Genomic DNA, 15,422 nt, shown 5'->3' with positions numbered 1-15,422 from the left:
GGTTCTGCGGGAGTTGCTCACGGCAGATAGATCTCGTGCAGCTCGGGGTGCTTGCCGAGGCAGTAGTCCGACGGATCGGATGCGGGAGCGCCGGTGCGAGTCGTGAGATCCGGCGCTGCGGCCGCGATGCGCGCCAGTCCCACCGCCGAGTCTACCCGTCCGGCCAGGTAGTCGGTGACGACCAAGTGCGCTTCGATGTAGGCCATCGGGTGATCGCAGAGGATGTCACGCACCTCGTCGGCGAGCGCGATGTTGTCCCGTCCGGCCGCCCGCTCGAGTTCGGCGAGCCCCAGCAGCGCGAACGTTCGGTGCACCGGCTCGTCAGGAGACGAGCCGACGATCCCGTGGTAGAGCTCGACGGCTCGTGCTGGCTCGCCGTGCGTGCGAGCCCACTCCGCCAGCTCCAGACCGATCGAGGCTTCGGTGTACGCCGTCCAACCGGTGGTGCCACGCAGGCTCGCGAGTTTGTCCCGGTGCAGCTGCTCGAATTCGCTCGCGTCGCCCAGCATCCGTCGCGCGGTGAGCTGCACGGTGATCGCCGCCGCCTGGCCGGCGGGTATCCCGTCGACCTCGAACAAGCTTTCCGCACGTTGCAACTCCGCGATCGCCTTGTCGGGGCGGTTGTCGTAAAGGTGCAGGCAGGCCTGGTGCCAGCAGGCCCAAGCGATCCAGCGCACGCCGGCCAGGCCGTCGATGCCCGAGTGCAGGTCGCGCACCAGCATGCGGGCTATGGCTAGTTCTCCCGCCCACATGTGGGCGAAGGCTCGTTCGAACAATGCGTGGGCGAGCAGGTCGACGTCTCCGCTCGCGCGAGCCAACTCGGCCGCTTTGGACGCGTCCGCGATCGCTCCCGGCAGATCACCGGTGAACCGCGCGGCCTTCGCTGTTCCGAGCAGGATTGCCGGGTCGTGTTTGTCGAGCGCGCGATGGGCTCGGGCGCGAGCTTCGGCGTGTAGTCCGTGAGAGCTACTGAGGAGAGTGACGTCGACGCGGTCCAGTCGCCTGCGCAGGGCGAAGGGCAAAATCCAGGCGAGCTTGCTGCCCGCGACGGTGAGGAACGGCTTCGTCCATGGAGCTTCGCCGTACAGCTCGATGGTGCGCAGCCGCGCCGCAGCGGCCTTTAGTCGCTGTCGTTGCGCGGTCAGCCGGGGCAGCAGGATCTCGAGCAGACCTGCCCGGGCGCCAGGGCGATCGCCGATGCGTTCCAGCAGCATCGCGCGCGCCAGCCGGGTGTCGCCTTCCAGGTGCGCGGGCTGCCGGTCATCGCGCCGCGTCACGGCCTCTCGCTGGTAAGGCGTGACGTTTCCGGTCAGCCCTTCGGCGTCTGCCCAGTCCAGAAAGGCAGGACTGAGTGAGTCGGGGCTTTTCTCGCCGTGGAAGGTGTTGTCGCGGTCGAGAATCGGAAACCGTCGGATGAGACCTTCGCGGTCACCGGTGGTCGCAAACCAGGTGATCGTGTTCGCACCCGCCAGCGCATCGTCCAAGACGAGCCGGAGGTCGACGTCGAGCCCCGCGTACCCGATCACGACTACGTCGCGGCCTGCGCAGTCGTCGACGAGCCGGTGAGCCCAGCCGGTCGGCAAAGGCCGCACGACCTGGTCGGACCGGAAAATGTACCGCCCGTTGCTGACCGTGCCGTGTGGTTTGAGCAGTGTGGCGTCCACGTCCGGGACCTCGTCGTCGTACGCGGCGACCTTGAGAGCCACTGGCGACGCTGCTTCGATGAGTTCGTCGACGTTTACTGTCCAGACCTGGTCCCCGGATGCTAGCGCGGTCGCCAGGACCGTGTGCACGGCGTTCGGATGCCCTTGGCGCAACGTGCGAGTGAGCCAGAGTTCGAGGGGCAGTCCGCCCTCGTACAGCGCTCGCATGAAGGTTTCCGGTGCCAGTTGCGTCGCGCCGTCCACGGCCTCCGACGGCAGGTTCAGTTGCTCGATCAGGTAGCTGCGCAGCGCGAAGAACAGCGGAAGCCCAGCAGGCGGGACGACACTCGCGCCCGCGCCGACGAGGAACGTCCGTCGCCCGTGCTCACCGGGCAACAGCGCACACCGTCCACACCCCGACCGTGACCGGCCAGAAGAGCGTCTTCACGATCGACACGCCGAACCACTTGATACCGACGCCGTTCGGGCCGAGGATGGGGATCCTTCTTCCATGCCTGATGCCTGCCTTGCGTCGCAGAATCTCCGACACCACGATCATGCCTAGTACGTAGATCACGGGAAACAACCACGACATCGGTGGGCCTTTCCTTGTATCACTGGTAAAGGTGTGTCCGCAGAGTCGATGGGTGGTCGTCGCCTGTTACGTCGTTCTCACTTTTGGTGGCGGGAAGTCAGGTGAGTGCGGCGATGATCCGGGCTTTGTCCCGGATGATCGCAGTGCACTCGGTCCGGTCGATCAGTCGCGCGACCCCGGCTGGACTGCTGCATGGGACACCCACTTCTTTGAGCTGCAGGAGGATCTTGAGTACCAAGGACGGGCAGCCGAGGTGCAGCGCTGTCCGCAGCGCCAGTTTCAGCTGTGTGGCAGCCCCCTCTCGGTGGGCTTGGGCGGTGTCCGGTTCCTGTCGGCTGCGTGCCGCCAGTGACGAGCCGATGTCGCGCCGGGCGAGTGTTTCGCCCAGGAGATCGCCGATCGCGAGGGCTCGGGCCAACGTGCCTTCGGGGCCGCCGACGCCTGTCTGTTGACGGGACAGGTATTTCGACACGTTGAACACGCCGGTCGTGTAGCCGATCCGAACGCAGTTGTGCTGGATTTGCTGCCATCCTGAGTCGAGCAGAGAGCCAGCGGTTGGGAGCTTCCCGCGGAGTCGTTCCAGCAACGCCATCAGCCGAATAAGGTGCTCCAGGTAGTCGGAGGCAAACCGGTATTGAGCGGTGACCGGGATACCCGCGCTCCGCGTGATCCGTATGATCGACCACAGTCCTAACGGTGCATATAGCGCGGTGACGAGGGGCACGTGGGCCAGAGCCAAGACCTTCTTCACTTGGTCCCGCCGCGCGCGCGGGCCCCCCGGCAGCACCGACAGCCAGTGGTTGGCCACGTGGGCGTAGCTGACGGCGATCGCCGCACGCCCCGCGCTGTAGAAGGAGAGCGTGCGCCAAGCCAGTGTCCGGGCTCGCCGGGCGATCACCAGCGCCGTGCCGAACCGGTCGAGGGACGAATTCGCATGCGCACCCCACAGTAGCGTTTGGATCCGGACGCTCCGGCTGGTGATGTCGTCCACGCGGGCAAGGAGTTCGGCGACGTCGCGATGTGCGCCAGTGGATGCGAGGACGCCGGTAAATGCTGCCACAGCTCGGCCATCGCGCCGGGTCAACAGGGTTGCAACGTGTTCGTCTACGGCATCGGTGACCGCTTGCCGGAAGTCACGTGCGATGTCACCGTCGGGGCGGCCTGCCGGGTGGGCGAGGTCCGATGGTTCGGCGATCTCGCGCGCGAGGTCATTCCAGCTGCCGGTCCACGTCAGGACGCCCGGCACAGTTCCGGCGCGATGCGTGTGGCCGTTCGCGCCAGCGAAGCTGCGGTCCACCCAGAGCACTTCACAGTCGGCCATCGTGCCGGTTAACCAGGGGAACAGGTCGAAGTCCCGCCCGCTGTACCCGGCGATCAGGATCCGGCGGGGCTGCGGACGCAGCCGCATGTTCTCGAGGATGATCGAACACCGGGACAGGTCTGCTGCGGTCGCCTTCACTGTCCCGTATTCGGTCGCGGTGCCGTGGAGCTTGACCATGATCGCCCGGCCCGCGGACGATGTGAGGTCGAGTTCGTGATGCCACGGCTGAGGGATGCGAAGGTCGAAATCGATGGTGAGCGCCCTTGCGGCGGTCTCAAGGAAGCAGTCGAAGTTGGTGGTCAGCACGGGCCAGCCATTGCGCTGCGCCAGCCGCATGATCACCCGGTGCCCCACTGCCGGCACCGCTCCCACCTGATCGGCCACTTCGGGCCCTAAAGATTCCCAGATCCTGAGATGAGAGTCGGTGCCGTAAGCCTCCCCGATGGCGCCATAACACGCTTCGGGGAACAGGCGTCGCCGGTATGACCGGTCCCGAGGCACGTATTCTGCCGCCTCTTCGAGCAGTGTCGTGGTTCCAGCCAGGAACGATGCTACACCGGGTGCGTTGGTCGGTGCTCCCATCGATATACCTGCACCGGCGACGATCAGGGTCGGTTCGTCCGACTGCAGCCACCGTACGGCTTCGGTTGTGGTCAGGTCCTTCATCCGACGCTCGCCTCGCTCGTCGCCCTGGCCCTTGCTGGCTGGGGCGACTGGCCAGCCCTACGCAGCCACAGTTCTCGTTTCACGGCGTGGCGCGCGACAATACGGAACCGCTGCCACCAGCCGTATTGCAAATCGAACACCCCGGTCAGGACTTCGGACGTCGGGAACACCCGGTGCGCGCCGGGCAGCAGGTGGGTACGGATCCCGCCCGCCTTCGAGCCGACGGCCTGGTACCACTCGCGCAATACCGAGTACCGGTCGCCGAGTTCCTGCGCGGAGTCTGTGTCACGGTATGAGTCGCGTAGTCGCCGGTGCTGGTAGGTGACCCAGGCTAGGACATTGCCAGCCTGACCGAACCATTCGCTGGACATCATTGCGTGGTGCGGTTCGCGTTCACCGCCCACGGTGCTGCCGAGGCTGCTCGCGAGATCGGTTCGCCGCCGGTACAGGGTGACCCCGATCGTCTGATCGGTCTGTCCGAGTTCGCCGAGGACGCCGTGAACGAAACGACGGGCCAGCCAGCGCAGGTCGGGCGTGCGGAGCATATGTTCGAGCACCCTGCCCTCGGTTTCGGCGAGCACTTGGCGCGCGTCTCCCGAAGCTCGGCGGCGGTGCCAGGTGAGCCAGGCGAAGGCCGGCAGCAGCCGGCCTTGCACCCACAGGCTCGCGCCGATCCGTTCCAGTCGTGTTGTATCCGTCCTCGGTCTGACCCGCCGCCAAAGCCTGCGGACATCGTTCCAGCGGCCCGCTTCCCATAGGGCGGCGCTTGTCGCCGAACGAACTTCGTCGGCTGGCATAAGCGGAGCCGCTTCCTGGCCCAGCGACGACACCTCTCCGAATAGGCCGACATCCAGGTACAGGGCGAACGTCGTGACTGGCAGGAGGTTGTGGTCCACGTCGATGCGCGGATCCTTCGGGCTGCGCCCCAGCGGACTGCCGAGCGGGGTGAACTGCCAACGGCGGGCAAGCTGACCCAGCAGGAAATCCGTGGGCGCGCAGACCACTGACAGGTCGGCTCCTTGCCTCAGCAGGATGTCGAAGATGGACAAGGTCGGTTCGTCCGGGGCCAGCGAGTGAATCGGCAGAAGATGCGGGTCGTGGTCGCTGTGTAGCAGCCAGACCACGCGCAGCCCGCGCAGCGAGCGCGGCGGAAGCCCGGCGATCACTGTGTTGACGTCGAAGAAGTCGCTGCCGCTGTAGCCGGCCACGAGCAGCATCGGTCGCCGGGTGAGCAGTGCGAGAAACTTGTGCGCCAGATCGGGGGAGAAACCTCGTTCGATGCGCTCGAGTGTTGCGCCGAGCGTGCCGGCGCCGCCGACCGATCCATGGAAGTGAAGGAGGTCGCTGTTCGCCCAGTTCGCTCCTGTAGCCGCGGCAGCCCGTTCGATGCACTCGTCGAAGTTCGCGGTCAGGTGACCGCCGCCACGGTCGAGGTGCTGGGCGAAGAAGCGGTGCAGTCGGTTGGGCTCGGCGACGGCCATGTCGGCGGTGCTGCGATCGATCGCCTCCGGGCCGTGGATCCGTGCTGCCACGCCCAGAACGGTCTCGAGCCGGGGCAGTCGAGACTTCCGCTCGGGTGCGAGCGACGGGCACAATGGCTGCTCGAACCAGCCCACGGCGGCGTGCTTGCTGCGGATCGTCTTCAGCGTGCCGGGGAGGAAGAAGGCGTCGAACACGCGCTTCGTCAGTTCCTCGCCGGTGGGCAGCGAGGAGGGGCCCTCCACCGACAGGCCTGCGCCACTGAGCACGGTCACATCCTGCGGGTTCACGCTCGCGAATTCGTCCATCAATTGCTGTACGTTCACGGCACCTCCGTGCGTCTCGGGTGGGCGTTGTCAGGTGAGGTCCGCCCACCCTCGTGCGGTCAGCTCGCCGATCACTTTCTTCACGTCCTGCGCCGCACCTCTGTGCATGATCATGACGACGTCCTCGCAGTCGACGACGACCAGATCGCGCACTCCGACCAAGACGTAACGGCGTGCGTGTCGCCCCTTCGTCTTCGTGACCGAACAGTTGTGTGCTTCGTGGGCGAGGACCAGCCGGTCCTGTTTGCCGCCGGCGGCGTGCATGTCGGCGACGGCGGTCCAGCTGCCGAGGTCGCGCCAGTCCAGCGCAGCCGGTACGGCATTGAGCCGCCCGGACGTGGCTGCCGGTTCGAGCAGGACGGGCTCGATCGGCGCGCGGGGCGCCCGGCGCCACGCACGCAACGCCTGGTCGTCGGCGTGCCCGCGAGCCGCGACTTGGTGCACGGCCTCACTGACAGCGGGGGCGCACCGGGCCACCAGCTCCCCGAATGCCGCGGCCCGCCACGCCATGATCCCGGAATTCCAGAGGTGGCGTTTCCCTTTGAGGTACGACGTAGCGGTCACGGCATCCGGCTTTTCGTGGAATGACGTGACGGCACAGGGGTGGCCCACATTAATATCATCGGCCGCGACATACATGTAGCCGAAGCCAGTGTCGGGTCGGGTCGGTACGATGCCGAGGCAGGCGAGCCGGTCGTCGTCGGCGGCGTTGATCAGCGCCGTGATCGCCCGGCGCCACGGACCGTCATTGGGTACGAACTGGTCTGCAGGCGTCGACACCACGACCGCGTCGGGGTCGCCGAGGGCGATAATGTGCGAGCCCAGCGCGATCGCTGCGCACGTATCCCGGGCCTCCGGCTCACAGATCACGGACACCACGCCGAGCGGCCGGGTGATCTCGCGGGTTTGCTCGACGTAGCCTGCCGATGTCACGATATGAATCCGGTCGGGTGCGGTGACGGCGAGCGCTCGCCGAACCGCGTCCAGCAACAGAGGTTCACCGGTGCCTACATCGAGCAGAAATTTCGGGGTGCCCTCCCTGCTCACCGGCCAGAGCCGGGTGCCGCTACCCCCGGCCGGGATCAACACGTGCAACTGGCCTTCGACTGTAGCGGCTAGCCCCACGGTGTTCTCCTCTCCGGTCACGGGTGCGAGCTGACGATCGCCGCGGCCGGAAGTCCCGTCGAGATCAGCGAGGACAGGCGGGCTTCGGTTGCCTTCACGTTGAGAGAGCCGAGTGCCCACTGGTCGATGGTGGTGATCCCGCAGGCCTGGACGAGGGCGGGGATGTCGGCCGCGGGCAGCGGCTGACCGCCCGTCTTCGCTTGGGTTCCGTTGGCGAGCACGATCACCAGCAGCGGAAGCTGCAGGTGGGCGGTGCTAAGCAGGCCTTCGAGCCCGGTGTGCAGGAGCGCGAAGTCGCCGGTGACGGCGATGGCGCGGCGTCCTGTGCGCGCGGCGCCACCTGCGACCGTGATCGCCGAACCGAGACATAGCGCTACGTCGGCGGCGTTGTAGGGCGGATAGCACAGCCGGACTGACGAACCGACGTCGGCGGCCACGAAGGCGCCCGCCCGGTGCAGGCGAGCCACGGCGTCGAGGAGGGTTTCCCATGGTCCCGGGGTGAGGACCACGTCCGGCTTGCGCTCGATCTGCGTCCACGAGCTGGCCCGGTGTGTGCGCAGGACGTGCTCAACCTCGGGCGCCGAGATCAGTCCTTCCGGTTTGACGTGCCCGGTGGCGCGTCCGAGCAGCACCTCCCGTCGGCTGACTCGCGCCCGCAACCAGTTCTCCAGCACAGGTGCCGGTTCTTCGATCACCAACGTCTGTTCGTGCCGGTCGGCGAAGTCGAGCACAGCCTCGGGGACGGGGACGCTCGCTCGTACCACCATCCGGCAGCAGGCGCCTGTAGGTACGGCTTCAGCCGCGGCACCCGCGGCGATCACAGCGGTTCTACACGGTGAGGTGCAGGTTGCGGAGACAATGCCGGGCTGCGCGAACACCGCCTCGGCGAGAGGCTGTGCGATGAGCCGGTGTCGCTGATGACGTCCCAGTTTGGTGAGGCCGTGCGCGGTGTGCCTGTCGAGGCGGGGCCCCGACAAGTAGTGGATCGTCCGGGTCCGGCGTGTGGGCGAGGGTGGTGCGGCGATAGTGGCGCAGTGCTCGTGCATCCGGGTGGTGATCTTCACTAGGGCCGGGATGCTCGCGCTCTCGGACAGTTCTACGGCGGCGCGGACCAGGTAGTCGACGTCACCGTCCAGGGCCGGCTCGAAGGCTGGGAGCCCGGCCAGCTGTGCGACCAGTCTCGAGTCCTGGACGCAGGTGGAGCCCGCCGCGTCGGGGTCGTCACCGGAGATGATGATCAGTCCCGCGCCTATGGTGTGCACCGCGGCGTTCATCAGCGGATCGAGGGCGAGGTCGAGTCCGTTGTGCTTGGTGATCAGGCACGAACGGCAGCCCGCGGCGGCGAGGCCGATCGCGGTCTCGGCGGCGGCCTTCTCGTTGATCGCCCACTCGAAGCTGGCGGCCTTTCGGGCGGCCAGCAACTCGGCCACATGAGTGACCGGGGATCCTGCCACGGCGACGACCCGGTCGATCTGCTGGTCGAGGACGTATGCCAGGTCGTAACACGTGTCGCGGCTCGTGGAAGCAGGTGCGCGGTGGAGGGCTGGCTCGGTTGCGGTCATGGCGTGCCCCTTCCAGGACTCGACCGGTCGACGATCTTATCGTCAGGCTGACGCTATAGAGCGTCATGCGGAGACGGTAAGCCTAGGGAACGTTTGTGTCAAGCATGACACTAATCTACCGTGGGGTAACCAGCAGTCACGCTGGCGAGGCTTCCTGGGCAAGCCGACGAGGTGCCAGGCTGGTAGTCAACCTGCGTCCATGACTGCCGACGTGAAGTCGGTGACGACCGCGCGACGTCGAGCGCCGCTCGCGCGGACTGTGAGTGCAGGCACAGCTGACCGTCGGCCCGAACCGCGCGGAGTTTGGTGAGGAGCAATCGCGACGTTCCGCCGCACTACGGCCTACAAGGCACCTGCGCCGCCGACAACCCGAGACCGGGTACATCTCACCGACCGAATTACGATGACCGGTTTGAAGGCCCGTGACCGAGGCTCTCACTCTGTGCCGTAACGCGACAGCAGCTTCAGTCCCCCTCAGCTCTCCCCCGGTGACGCGTTCATATGAGGCTGATCTCACCAGCTGTGTAGCGGATAGTAGGTCTTGGCGCGGCTGTGAAGCCGTCGGGTTTCGTTGCCGTACCCGTAGCGACTGCAGCGATCAACTAGTGAGGCGGGCGGGCGAGTGCGGCCCCGAAGCAGCCACAGTGCGACCTCCATGCGCACGGCACTGTGCCGCCAACCTCCTGCTCGGAAAGTTCTTCGCGCGTCCCGGAGTAGGTCTGCGGCGCCGGCGTCACCACGCTCGCGAGCGATTTCGCCTCGGACAGCCACCAGATGGGGTGGCATATACGGCATTGCCATCCCGAGTCCCGGGTCGCGAAGGCGAGAGTCCAGAGCGTCGAGACGATCGAGAGCCTCGCTCCACTCGCCCCGTGCCCGCGCGAGTTCGGCGTACTCCCATTCCAGTCGCACGTCACAGACGGTCAACGGCAGGCCATGCTTCTTGATCGCCGCCCTGCAGGCGGTCAGGTGTTGTTCCGCCAAGGCAACGTTGGATCTTCGGACGTAGCTGGCGATGGCGACCTCGGCCCAGGCCATGGCCTGACGGTTGTCGGTTCGCAGCGCCTCATCGCGGCAGGCATGCAGGTCACCCATTCCGGTTTTGAGTCGACCCATCGAACACAAAGTCAGACCACGGTAGAACAGCGCCCACATCCTGGTCTGCGGACGGCCGTACGTCGCGTTGTCCTCCATCACTTCCGACAACTGGTCAAGGGCTTCTAGATAGCGGCCGCGACTGTGGAGAGCGTCACTGCCGAAGATCTTGGCGGTCACCTTGCCGTCAAGATCATTATTGCGCTCCGCGAGGTCCGCTGCGTGGCGATAGTCGCGGGCCGCCTGCGCCTCGTGGTTTGTCATGGCGTGGATGCGGGCTCGCAGATTCGTGATGCGAGTGAGCAGCCTGCGCCGCACGTGTGGATCGGAGATCCGTTGCGCGGCGTTCATCGCGTGCTTCAGTTCGTCAAGTGCGGTGGCGTGGTCACTGCCATTAGCGTTGACGTGTGCCCGCCCAAGTAGTGCTGAGGCCCGTAACACTGGGTCGACTGTCAACAAAGTGGCGCGCGCATACCGACGTAACGCTTCTGGTCGGCGTTGGACAACCTCTGCGGTGGCGGCCATGCGGAGGACGACCCGGGCGTCTTGTGGCCAGGACCGCACGCATTTGCGCAAGCCGTTGTAGGCGTACTCGGCTTCGTTGCAGTGCACCAGTACCCGAGCAAGTGCCAAGCGGCGATCGCGTAGCGAGACCGCATCGAACGCTGTCCGCGCGGCTGTTGATAGCGCAGCTACGAAGCTGATTGGCAAGGCGGCTGCGCTTAGGTTGTCGACCTCGCGGCGGCGGCCGGCCGGTAGTCGATCGAATAGCCACTCTGCTGGCTCGGGAAGCTCGATCACCCGCATACGGGCTCGCAGCCGATCTTTCAAGAGTTGTGCTTCCGGGAACAGCGGTGCGGGATCCGGCCAGCGTCGGTATTGGAGCCAGGTGATCCGGTGCGCGTGATAGAGGAAGGGCATGATGTCGCGATCTCGGCCGCTGTAGCCGTACACCACCACATGCCGACCTGTCACCAACGTGGCGAATGCATCGGCGATAGGCTGTGGCAGCCCCTCAACGTACTGGCTGAGCATCGTCATCACCGAGTCAAGATCCGAGGCTTGACCGTGTAGATGCAGCACATCGACAACGTGATTGGCTGGTGTAGCGAGTTCGATCAACTCGTCCTGATTGGTTGTCACGATGGGGACTCCGAGCCGCACCAGGATGTTGTGTGGCCGTGTCGGCTTCGCGCCCTTTAGAACCGAGTACACCCCGGCTAGGGTCCGTGCGGGCACCTCACGGGCCATCAGGTCAAGGAGCACTTCAAGGCGTAACTCATCGTTGTCGAGCTGCTGTGCGACCGCATCGATGGCCGCGGGGGGATATACACCGGTTCCGCGCGCAACCTCGTTGAACGCCAACAATGCGAGTTTTGCGCCGCTGGGAAGGCGTGAGTATCCAGACGCGCCAGCGCCGCATAATACGGTCGCTCCGGGCGGGAGGCGTGGCATGAATCCACTATGCACCGCCTTGGCCCAAACCACGATCCTTCTTCGGCTACTCGGCGGAATCGGTGATGGCGCGGCTGAACTGGCAACTCGGATTCCGGCCGACGCGCCGGGATCGCTCGCGCTCACGGTGAGCCGGATGACCGCCTTCGAGCCGGGGGAGCGTCCGGCCGCCGAGGAGATCCGACAGCTGCTGTGCGAGCGCGTCGTCGCCACGACGTCCTGCTCGGTGCTGGTTGCTGCACCGATGCGACGTCGGCGGGCGGCGACCGCAGCCGGTGGCCGCGGCGGCTGTCCTCGCGGTGGCGCTGGCCAGGCCGGACGTTGCCGGGAGCACGCCGTCCGGATCATCCGCGGCGCAACAAATCCGTACCGTCCACCACGGTGCCCGCCGGCTCGACGACGCGGACGGCGGTCGACGTCATGGCGGCCTCGCCGCGGACCGGGGCCCCGGCGGCGCCGAGGGTCGTCGCGTTCGCTTCGCCGGACCGTGGCCGGCCGGGCCCGGACGGTGGTCCGGGTGTCCGGAGCGGCAAGATCGCCGGGAAGGCCAAGGACAAGGACGTCGGCAACGAGAAGCGCCGCAGCGAGCGGTGAACTCACGGGCAGCTAGGTGATCCTGAGGTGTTCGGGGAGCTCGCCCCGGTTCCAGCGCATCGCCGTGTGCAGTGCGGCGATCAGGGCTTCGTCGTCGGTTAGGGTCGGCGTCTCGCCCATCGGCAGCCATACCTCGTGGTCCACGACGCCGTCTTGAAGGTGCGACACGAGGATCCCGGGATAGGACAGCTCGTCGATGCGCTGTCCCGGCTGCGGGTCAGCGGAAGACGCCGAGGTATGGCGGAGGGTGACGGTGCGGTGTTCGACCTGCACCAGCACCCGGCGTGAACGATCGTTCATCACGGTGTGCCTCCCGCGACGTGCCTACGAATGCATTCGGCGGACTGCTTCACCGGTACGTGATTGATCGCTGGAACGCCGAGGCCGGTTACACCTTCCTGCCGTGAGCCGCGCCATGTTGGCGTAGTTCGGGTCACCGTTTTGCTGTCAATCCAGGCAGAACTCGTTGCCTTCGGGGTCGGTCATCACGATGAACCCGGCGCTGAGCGGCGGTTCGGGCTCGAAGCGGCGTACCCGGGTGGCGCCGAGGGCGATCAGCCGTTGGCACTCCGCTTCGAGCGCCGCCATCCGCTCGGCGCCCTGCAGGCCGGGGGCGGCCCGGACGTCGAGGTGGACCCGGTTTTTCGCGGTCTTGTCTTCCGGGACCTGCTGGAAGTACAGGCGGGGGCCCCGGCCGTCGGGGTCTTCGACCGCGGAGCTGCTGGTGCGCTGGTCTTCCGGCACACCGGCCCGCTCGAGGAACTCGTCCCACGCGGCGAACGGGTCGGCGCCCTCGGGCAGTTCGACTCCGGGTGGCGCCGGGTGGACGTAGTCCAGCACCTCGCGCCAGAACGCAGAGAGCGCTCGCGGGTCGTGGGCGTCGAACGTGACCTGGACGTGTCGGCTCATCGGGGTTCTCCGTTGGTCGTCGAGCTGACGTTGCCACCTTGCCACCGGAAGCGGACAGGAACGGTCCTTGATTGCTTCGTGAACTAGAGAAAGTCGATCGCGGACCCCGACCGCCGATGGCTCCCGCGGCGACCAGAGCGTGTGCGCCGACTCGGACCAGCGCTGGGAGTGCCTCCATCGCAGGGTGACCTCGGCCGCTCGGCTTGACAGCGGCCATGCCGTCTCGCAGGATCCGAACAAATGTTCGATTGGTTCGGGTTCGCTCGTGGCTTCCCCTCGTGGGCGTCTCCGGTGCGTGTTCGTGGTGCTGGAGGTGCATGGTGGCGGTACCGGAAGCGATTGCCGGGCTCGCGGCGATCCCCGGCGTCCGCACAGCCGCACAGCTCGGCGAGCCGAGCCCGGATCCCTCGCCGTCCGTCGGGTCGCTGCCGGTAACGCCCGCGCTGGCCAAGCTGGTGCTAGACGGTTCTGCGACGCGGCACAGCCGTGTCGGTTTCGGTTCGACCGCGCTGGTATTGGCGTTGCTCGCCGAGGCGACCCGGGAGGGATCGTGGGCAGCGATCGCCGGTATGCCCGAGGTGGGCGTGGTAGCCGCCGCCGAGCTGGGCGTCGAGCTGGAGTCGCTCGCGCTCATTTCCGACGCCGGGGCTGAGGTCGCCGCCGTGCTGTCGGCGCTGATCGACGGGTTCGACCTGGTCGTGCTCGGCCCGGCGATTGCTCGCGGCATGCAGGCGCCGCTAGCGCGTCGGCTGGCCGGACGGGTCCGCAACCGAGGTGCGGTGCTGCTGGCCGCCGGTGCGTGGCCGGGCGCGGACGTTGAGCTGAGCGTGTCGAACCGCCGGTGGCGCGGTCTCACCGATGACGGCTTCGGCCACCTGGAGTTCCGTGACGTCGTCGCGACTCGCCGTGGCCGCGGCGCCGCGGCGCGCCCGAGCACCCTCGCCCCGCGGCTTCCGGGCCCCGGCGGCGCCGTCGCCGCCGGCGAGGAGTCGGCCGGCCATGGACTGCGTGAGGTCGCTGGATGATGCACCCGTCGAGCGGGGCTGGTCCCGGTCCGGCCAGCGGGCACGGAGGTGAAGAGGTGTTTGCGTGGCCACTGGCTCACCCTGGATCTCTACGACAAGCTCGCGCCGTTCAGTCAGCGCTACCGGCTGCACGGCTGGCTGTGCGAGGTGTGCCGCGGTCAGGAAGCGTGCGAGCCGGAGGCTCGGCGCCTCGCAGAGTGGGCGCTCCTCGACGTCACCGTCCAGCACCCGTCCGACGGGGGCGCCGACCGGCGGGCTCGTCCTGGTCGCTCATCCACCGGCCGCGGGAACGCTGGCCGGTCGAATCGCACTCCACCTGGACGGCACCGAGGTCGGCTCGGTGACGGCGAGCCCGTGCGGGAAGTGCCGGACGGCGACCCTCGACTACGTCCACGTCGCCGCGGAATACCGGCGCCTAGGTTTCGGGTCGCACGTTGGTGGGGACTGCGGTGGCTCGGACGCCGTCGTATCGGTGGACGGCTCCGCTGCCGGATGGCCCGGTGGCGCAGTCTTTCCGTGCCCGGATCGCCATGCGCCGGGCCGGTCCGCCGTGTGCCCACGTCGGAGGCGCGGAATCAGGCGATGAGTGCCAGGGGAGCGAGCGAGAAGCGATCGTCGAGCACAGCCTGCAGAAGATCCGGCAGCTCGGCGGGCAGGAGATTGTCGCGGCAGGTCGAGACCGCAGCGGCCGACCACCAGCGGCGCTCGATCAGGCCGGCGCGTTCGTTGGCGGTGTAGCGGACGGCGACCTGCGGCGCGTCGTCGTCGGTGCGAGCGAGGTAGACGTGGTCGAGGCGGTGATGGTCGCGACCGCGATAGGTAAAGCGGCTCTCGTGGGTCCAGAGCTTGCGGCCGATCTCGTCCAGGACCAGGCCGGTCTCCTCGGCGATCTCGCGCCGAGCGGCGTCCTCGCGCGGAGCGGCGTCCTCGAGCTTCTCTCGCCGGGGTCCTGGCCGCCGCCGGGCAGCTCCCACCAGTGGTGATCGGGGTTGTCCGGGTCGCGGGCGTGGATGAGCAGGACTTCGTCGTCGCGGTTGAGGAGCAGGACGCGGGCGCCGACCCGTAGGGCCGGTTCGCTGGCGACGGTCATCCGGTGGGTCCTCGTGCTCGGCGGCATGGTTCGGCCGGGCACGAGCACCCGTGGGTCAGAACAGCGTTGCCTCGCGGTCCGCGGCCGGGTCGGACGTTATCAGCGGCACTGGTCGGGGCTGAAGCACTTGAGCCTCGGATATGACATGGGTACCGCGAAGCAGACGCCGTCGGTTCTCGGCGCACTACAGGCGTATACCGCCGAGTTGGCGAACATACCCGGCGGTGAGGCGGCGAAGGCCAAGTCGCTCGAGGCGTCGACCTGGAAACCCGGCACGGTTCCCGCCGTGATGCCGGCGATGGTCAAGGCGTTGGAGTCGCTGGTGTAAGACGCTTCGGGTGACCGCGAGGGCTCATCAGGAGAGTGAGGCGCGTCCTCGTGCGAACTAGTCTTCTCTGTCCGCCAGCATCGCCGCGTCCTACGTCACTCCGCGCGGTGTCCCGGCGGCGAGTAGGGCAGTTGCGTGACCGCCATGTTGACACGCGCAGTGCAAGCCTAAGAGCAACGCAGATGGAGGGCTTCCGGGCTGGCCTTTCC

General features: G+C 67.3%; 13 protein-coding genes and 1 pseudogene. 3 read left to right on the top strand and 11 right to left on the bottom strand.

Annotation, left to right across the window (positions count from 1 at the left end):
• Positions 1–17 precede the first annotated feature (17 nt).
• The 7 genes from ACWEVP_RS37755 to ACWEVP_RS37725 form a co-directional block, all read right to left on the bottom strand.
• Positions 18–2,039: an SIR2 family protein gene (locus ACWEVP_RS37755; RefSeq protein ID WP_452067365.1), complete on the bottom strand. Its 2,022-nt coding sequence runs from the start codon at positions 2,037–2,039 to the stop codon at positions 18–20.
• Positions 2,029–2,202, bottom strand: coding sequence for a hypothetical protein (locus tag ACWEVP_RS37750; RefSeq protein WP_452067364.1), 174 nt, complete (start codon positions 2,200–2,202; stop codon positions 2,029–2,031). The genes ACWEVP_RS37755 and ACWEVP_RS37750 overlap by 11 nt, the downstream gene beginning before the upstream one ends.
• 133 nt (positions 2,203–2,335) lie before the next feature.
• Entirely contained in the window at positions 2,336–4,225 is a 1,890-nt protein-coding gene (locus ACWEVP_RS37745) for an SIR2 family protein (RefSeq protein WP_452067363.1), read from the bottom strand.
• Positions 4,222–6,030 carry a hypothetical protein gene (locus tag ACWEVP_RS37740; protein ID WP_452067362.1) on the bottom strand — a complete coding sequence of 603 codons (1,809 nt, stop codon included), beginning with the start codon at positions 6,028–6,030 and terminating at the stop codon, positions 4,222–4,224. Before ACWEVP_RS37740 ends, ACWEVP_RS37745 begins: the two co-directional genes overlap by 4 nt.
• A gap of 30 nt (positions 6,031–6,060) precedes the next feature.
• Positions 6,061–7,176: a mannose-1-phosphate guanylyltransferase gene (locus ACWEVP_RS37735; RefSeq protein WP_452067361.1), complete on the bottom strand. Its 1,116-nt coding sequence runs from the start codon at positions 7,174–7,176 to the stop codon at positions 6,061–6,063.
• On the bottom strand, positions 7,173–8,717 hold the full coding sequence (locus ACWEVP_RS37730) for a thiamine pyrophosphate-dependent enzyme (protein ID WP_452067360.1): 1,545 nt from the start codon (positions 8,715–8,717) through the stop codon (positions 7,173–7,175). Before ACWEVP_RS37730 ends, ACWEVP_RS37735 begins: the two co-directional genes overlap by 4 nt.
• A gap of 513 nt (positions 8,718–9,230) precedes the next feature.
• A complete protein-coding gene (locus tag ACWEVP_RS37725; RefSeq protein WP_452067359.1) occupies positions 9,231–11,177 on the bottom strand; it encodes an SIR2 family protein in 1,947 nt (648 codons plus the stop codon).
• A gap of 471 nt (positions 11,178–11,648) precedes the next feature.
• Between ACWEVP_RS37725 and ACWEVP_RS37720 the strand changes: the two genes are divergently transcribed.
• Complete coding sequence (locus ACWEVP_RS37720) at positions 11,649–11,861, top strand: hypothetical protein (protein ID WP_452067358.1); 213 nt, start codon at positions 11,649–11,651, stop codon at positions 11,859–11,861.
• Positions 11,862–11,873: 12 nt separating this feature from the next.
• Here the strand turns inward: ACWEVP_RS37720 and ACWEVP_RS37715 are convergent, their stop codons facing one another.
• Together ACWEVP_RS37715 and ACWEVP_RS37710 are read right to left on the bottom strand one after the other, a co-directional pair.
• A complete protein-coding gene (locus ACWEVP_RS37715) occupies positions 11,874–12,161 on the bottom strand; it encodes a hypothetical protein (RefSeq protein WP_452067357.1) in 288 nt (95 codons plus the stop codon).
• A gap of 147 nt (positions 12,162–12,308) precedes the next feature.
• Complete coding sequence (locus tag ACWEVP_RS37710; RefSeq protein WP_452067356.1) at positions 12,309–12,770, bottom strand: VOC family protein; 462 nt, start codon at positions 12,768–12,770, stop codon at positions 12,309–12,311.
• Positions 12,771–13,087: 317 nt separating this feature from the next.
• Between ACWEVP_RS37710 and ACWEVP_RS37705 the strand changes: the two genes are divergently transcribed.
• Entirely contained in the window at positions 13,088–13,795 is a 708-nt protein-coding gene (locus ACWEVP_RS37705) for a hypothetical protein (RefSeq protein ID WP_452067355.1), read from the top strand.
• Between the two features lie 575 nt (positions 13,796–14,370).
• Here ACWEVP_RS37705 and ACWEVP_RS37700 read toward each other — a convergent pair.
• Positions 14,371–14,769 carry an NUDIX domain-containing protein gene (locus ACWEVP_RS37700; protein WP_452067354.1) on the bottom strand — a complete coding sequence of 133 codons (399 nt, stop codon included), beginning with the start codon at positions 14,767–14,769 and terminating at the stop codon, positions 14,371–14,373.
• 17 nt (positions 14,770–14,786) lie between these two features.
• Positions 14,787–14,885, bottom strand: a pseudogene (locus tag ACWEVP_RS37695) (NUDIX hydrolase); the annotation flags it as partial.
• A 145-nt stretch (positions 14,886–15,030) separates the two neighbouring features.
• Between ACWEVP_RS37695 and ACWEVP_RS37690 the strand changes: the two are divergent.
• Positions 15,031–15,213 (top strand): hypothetical protein, encoded by a 183-nt coding sequence (locus ACWEVP_RS37690; RefSeq protein WP_452067353.1) that lies wholly within the window; start codon positions 15,031–15,033, stop codon positions 15,211–15,213.
• Positions 15,214–15,422: the final 209 nt, after the last annotated feature.

The organism is Amycolatopsis sp. NPDC003865 (genome assembly GCF_053605345.1).
The sequence above is the reverse complement of the archived record's forward strand: the minus strand, read 5'-3'. Positions and strand labels throughout refer to the sequence as shown.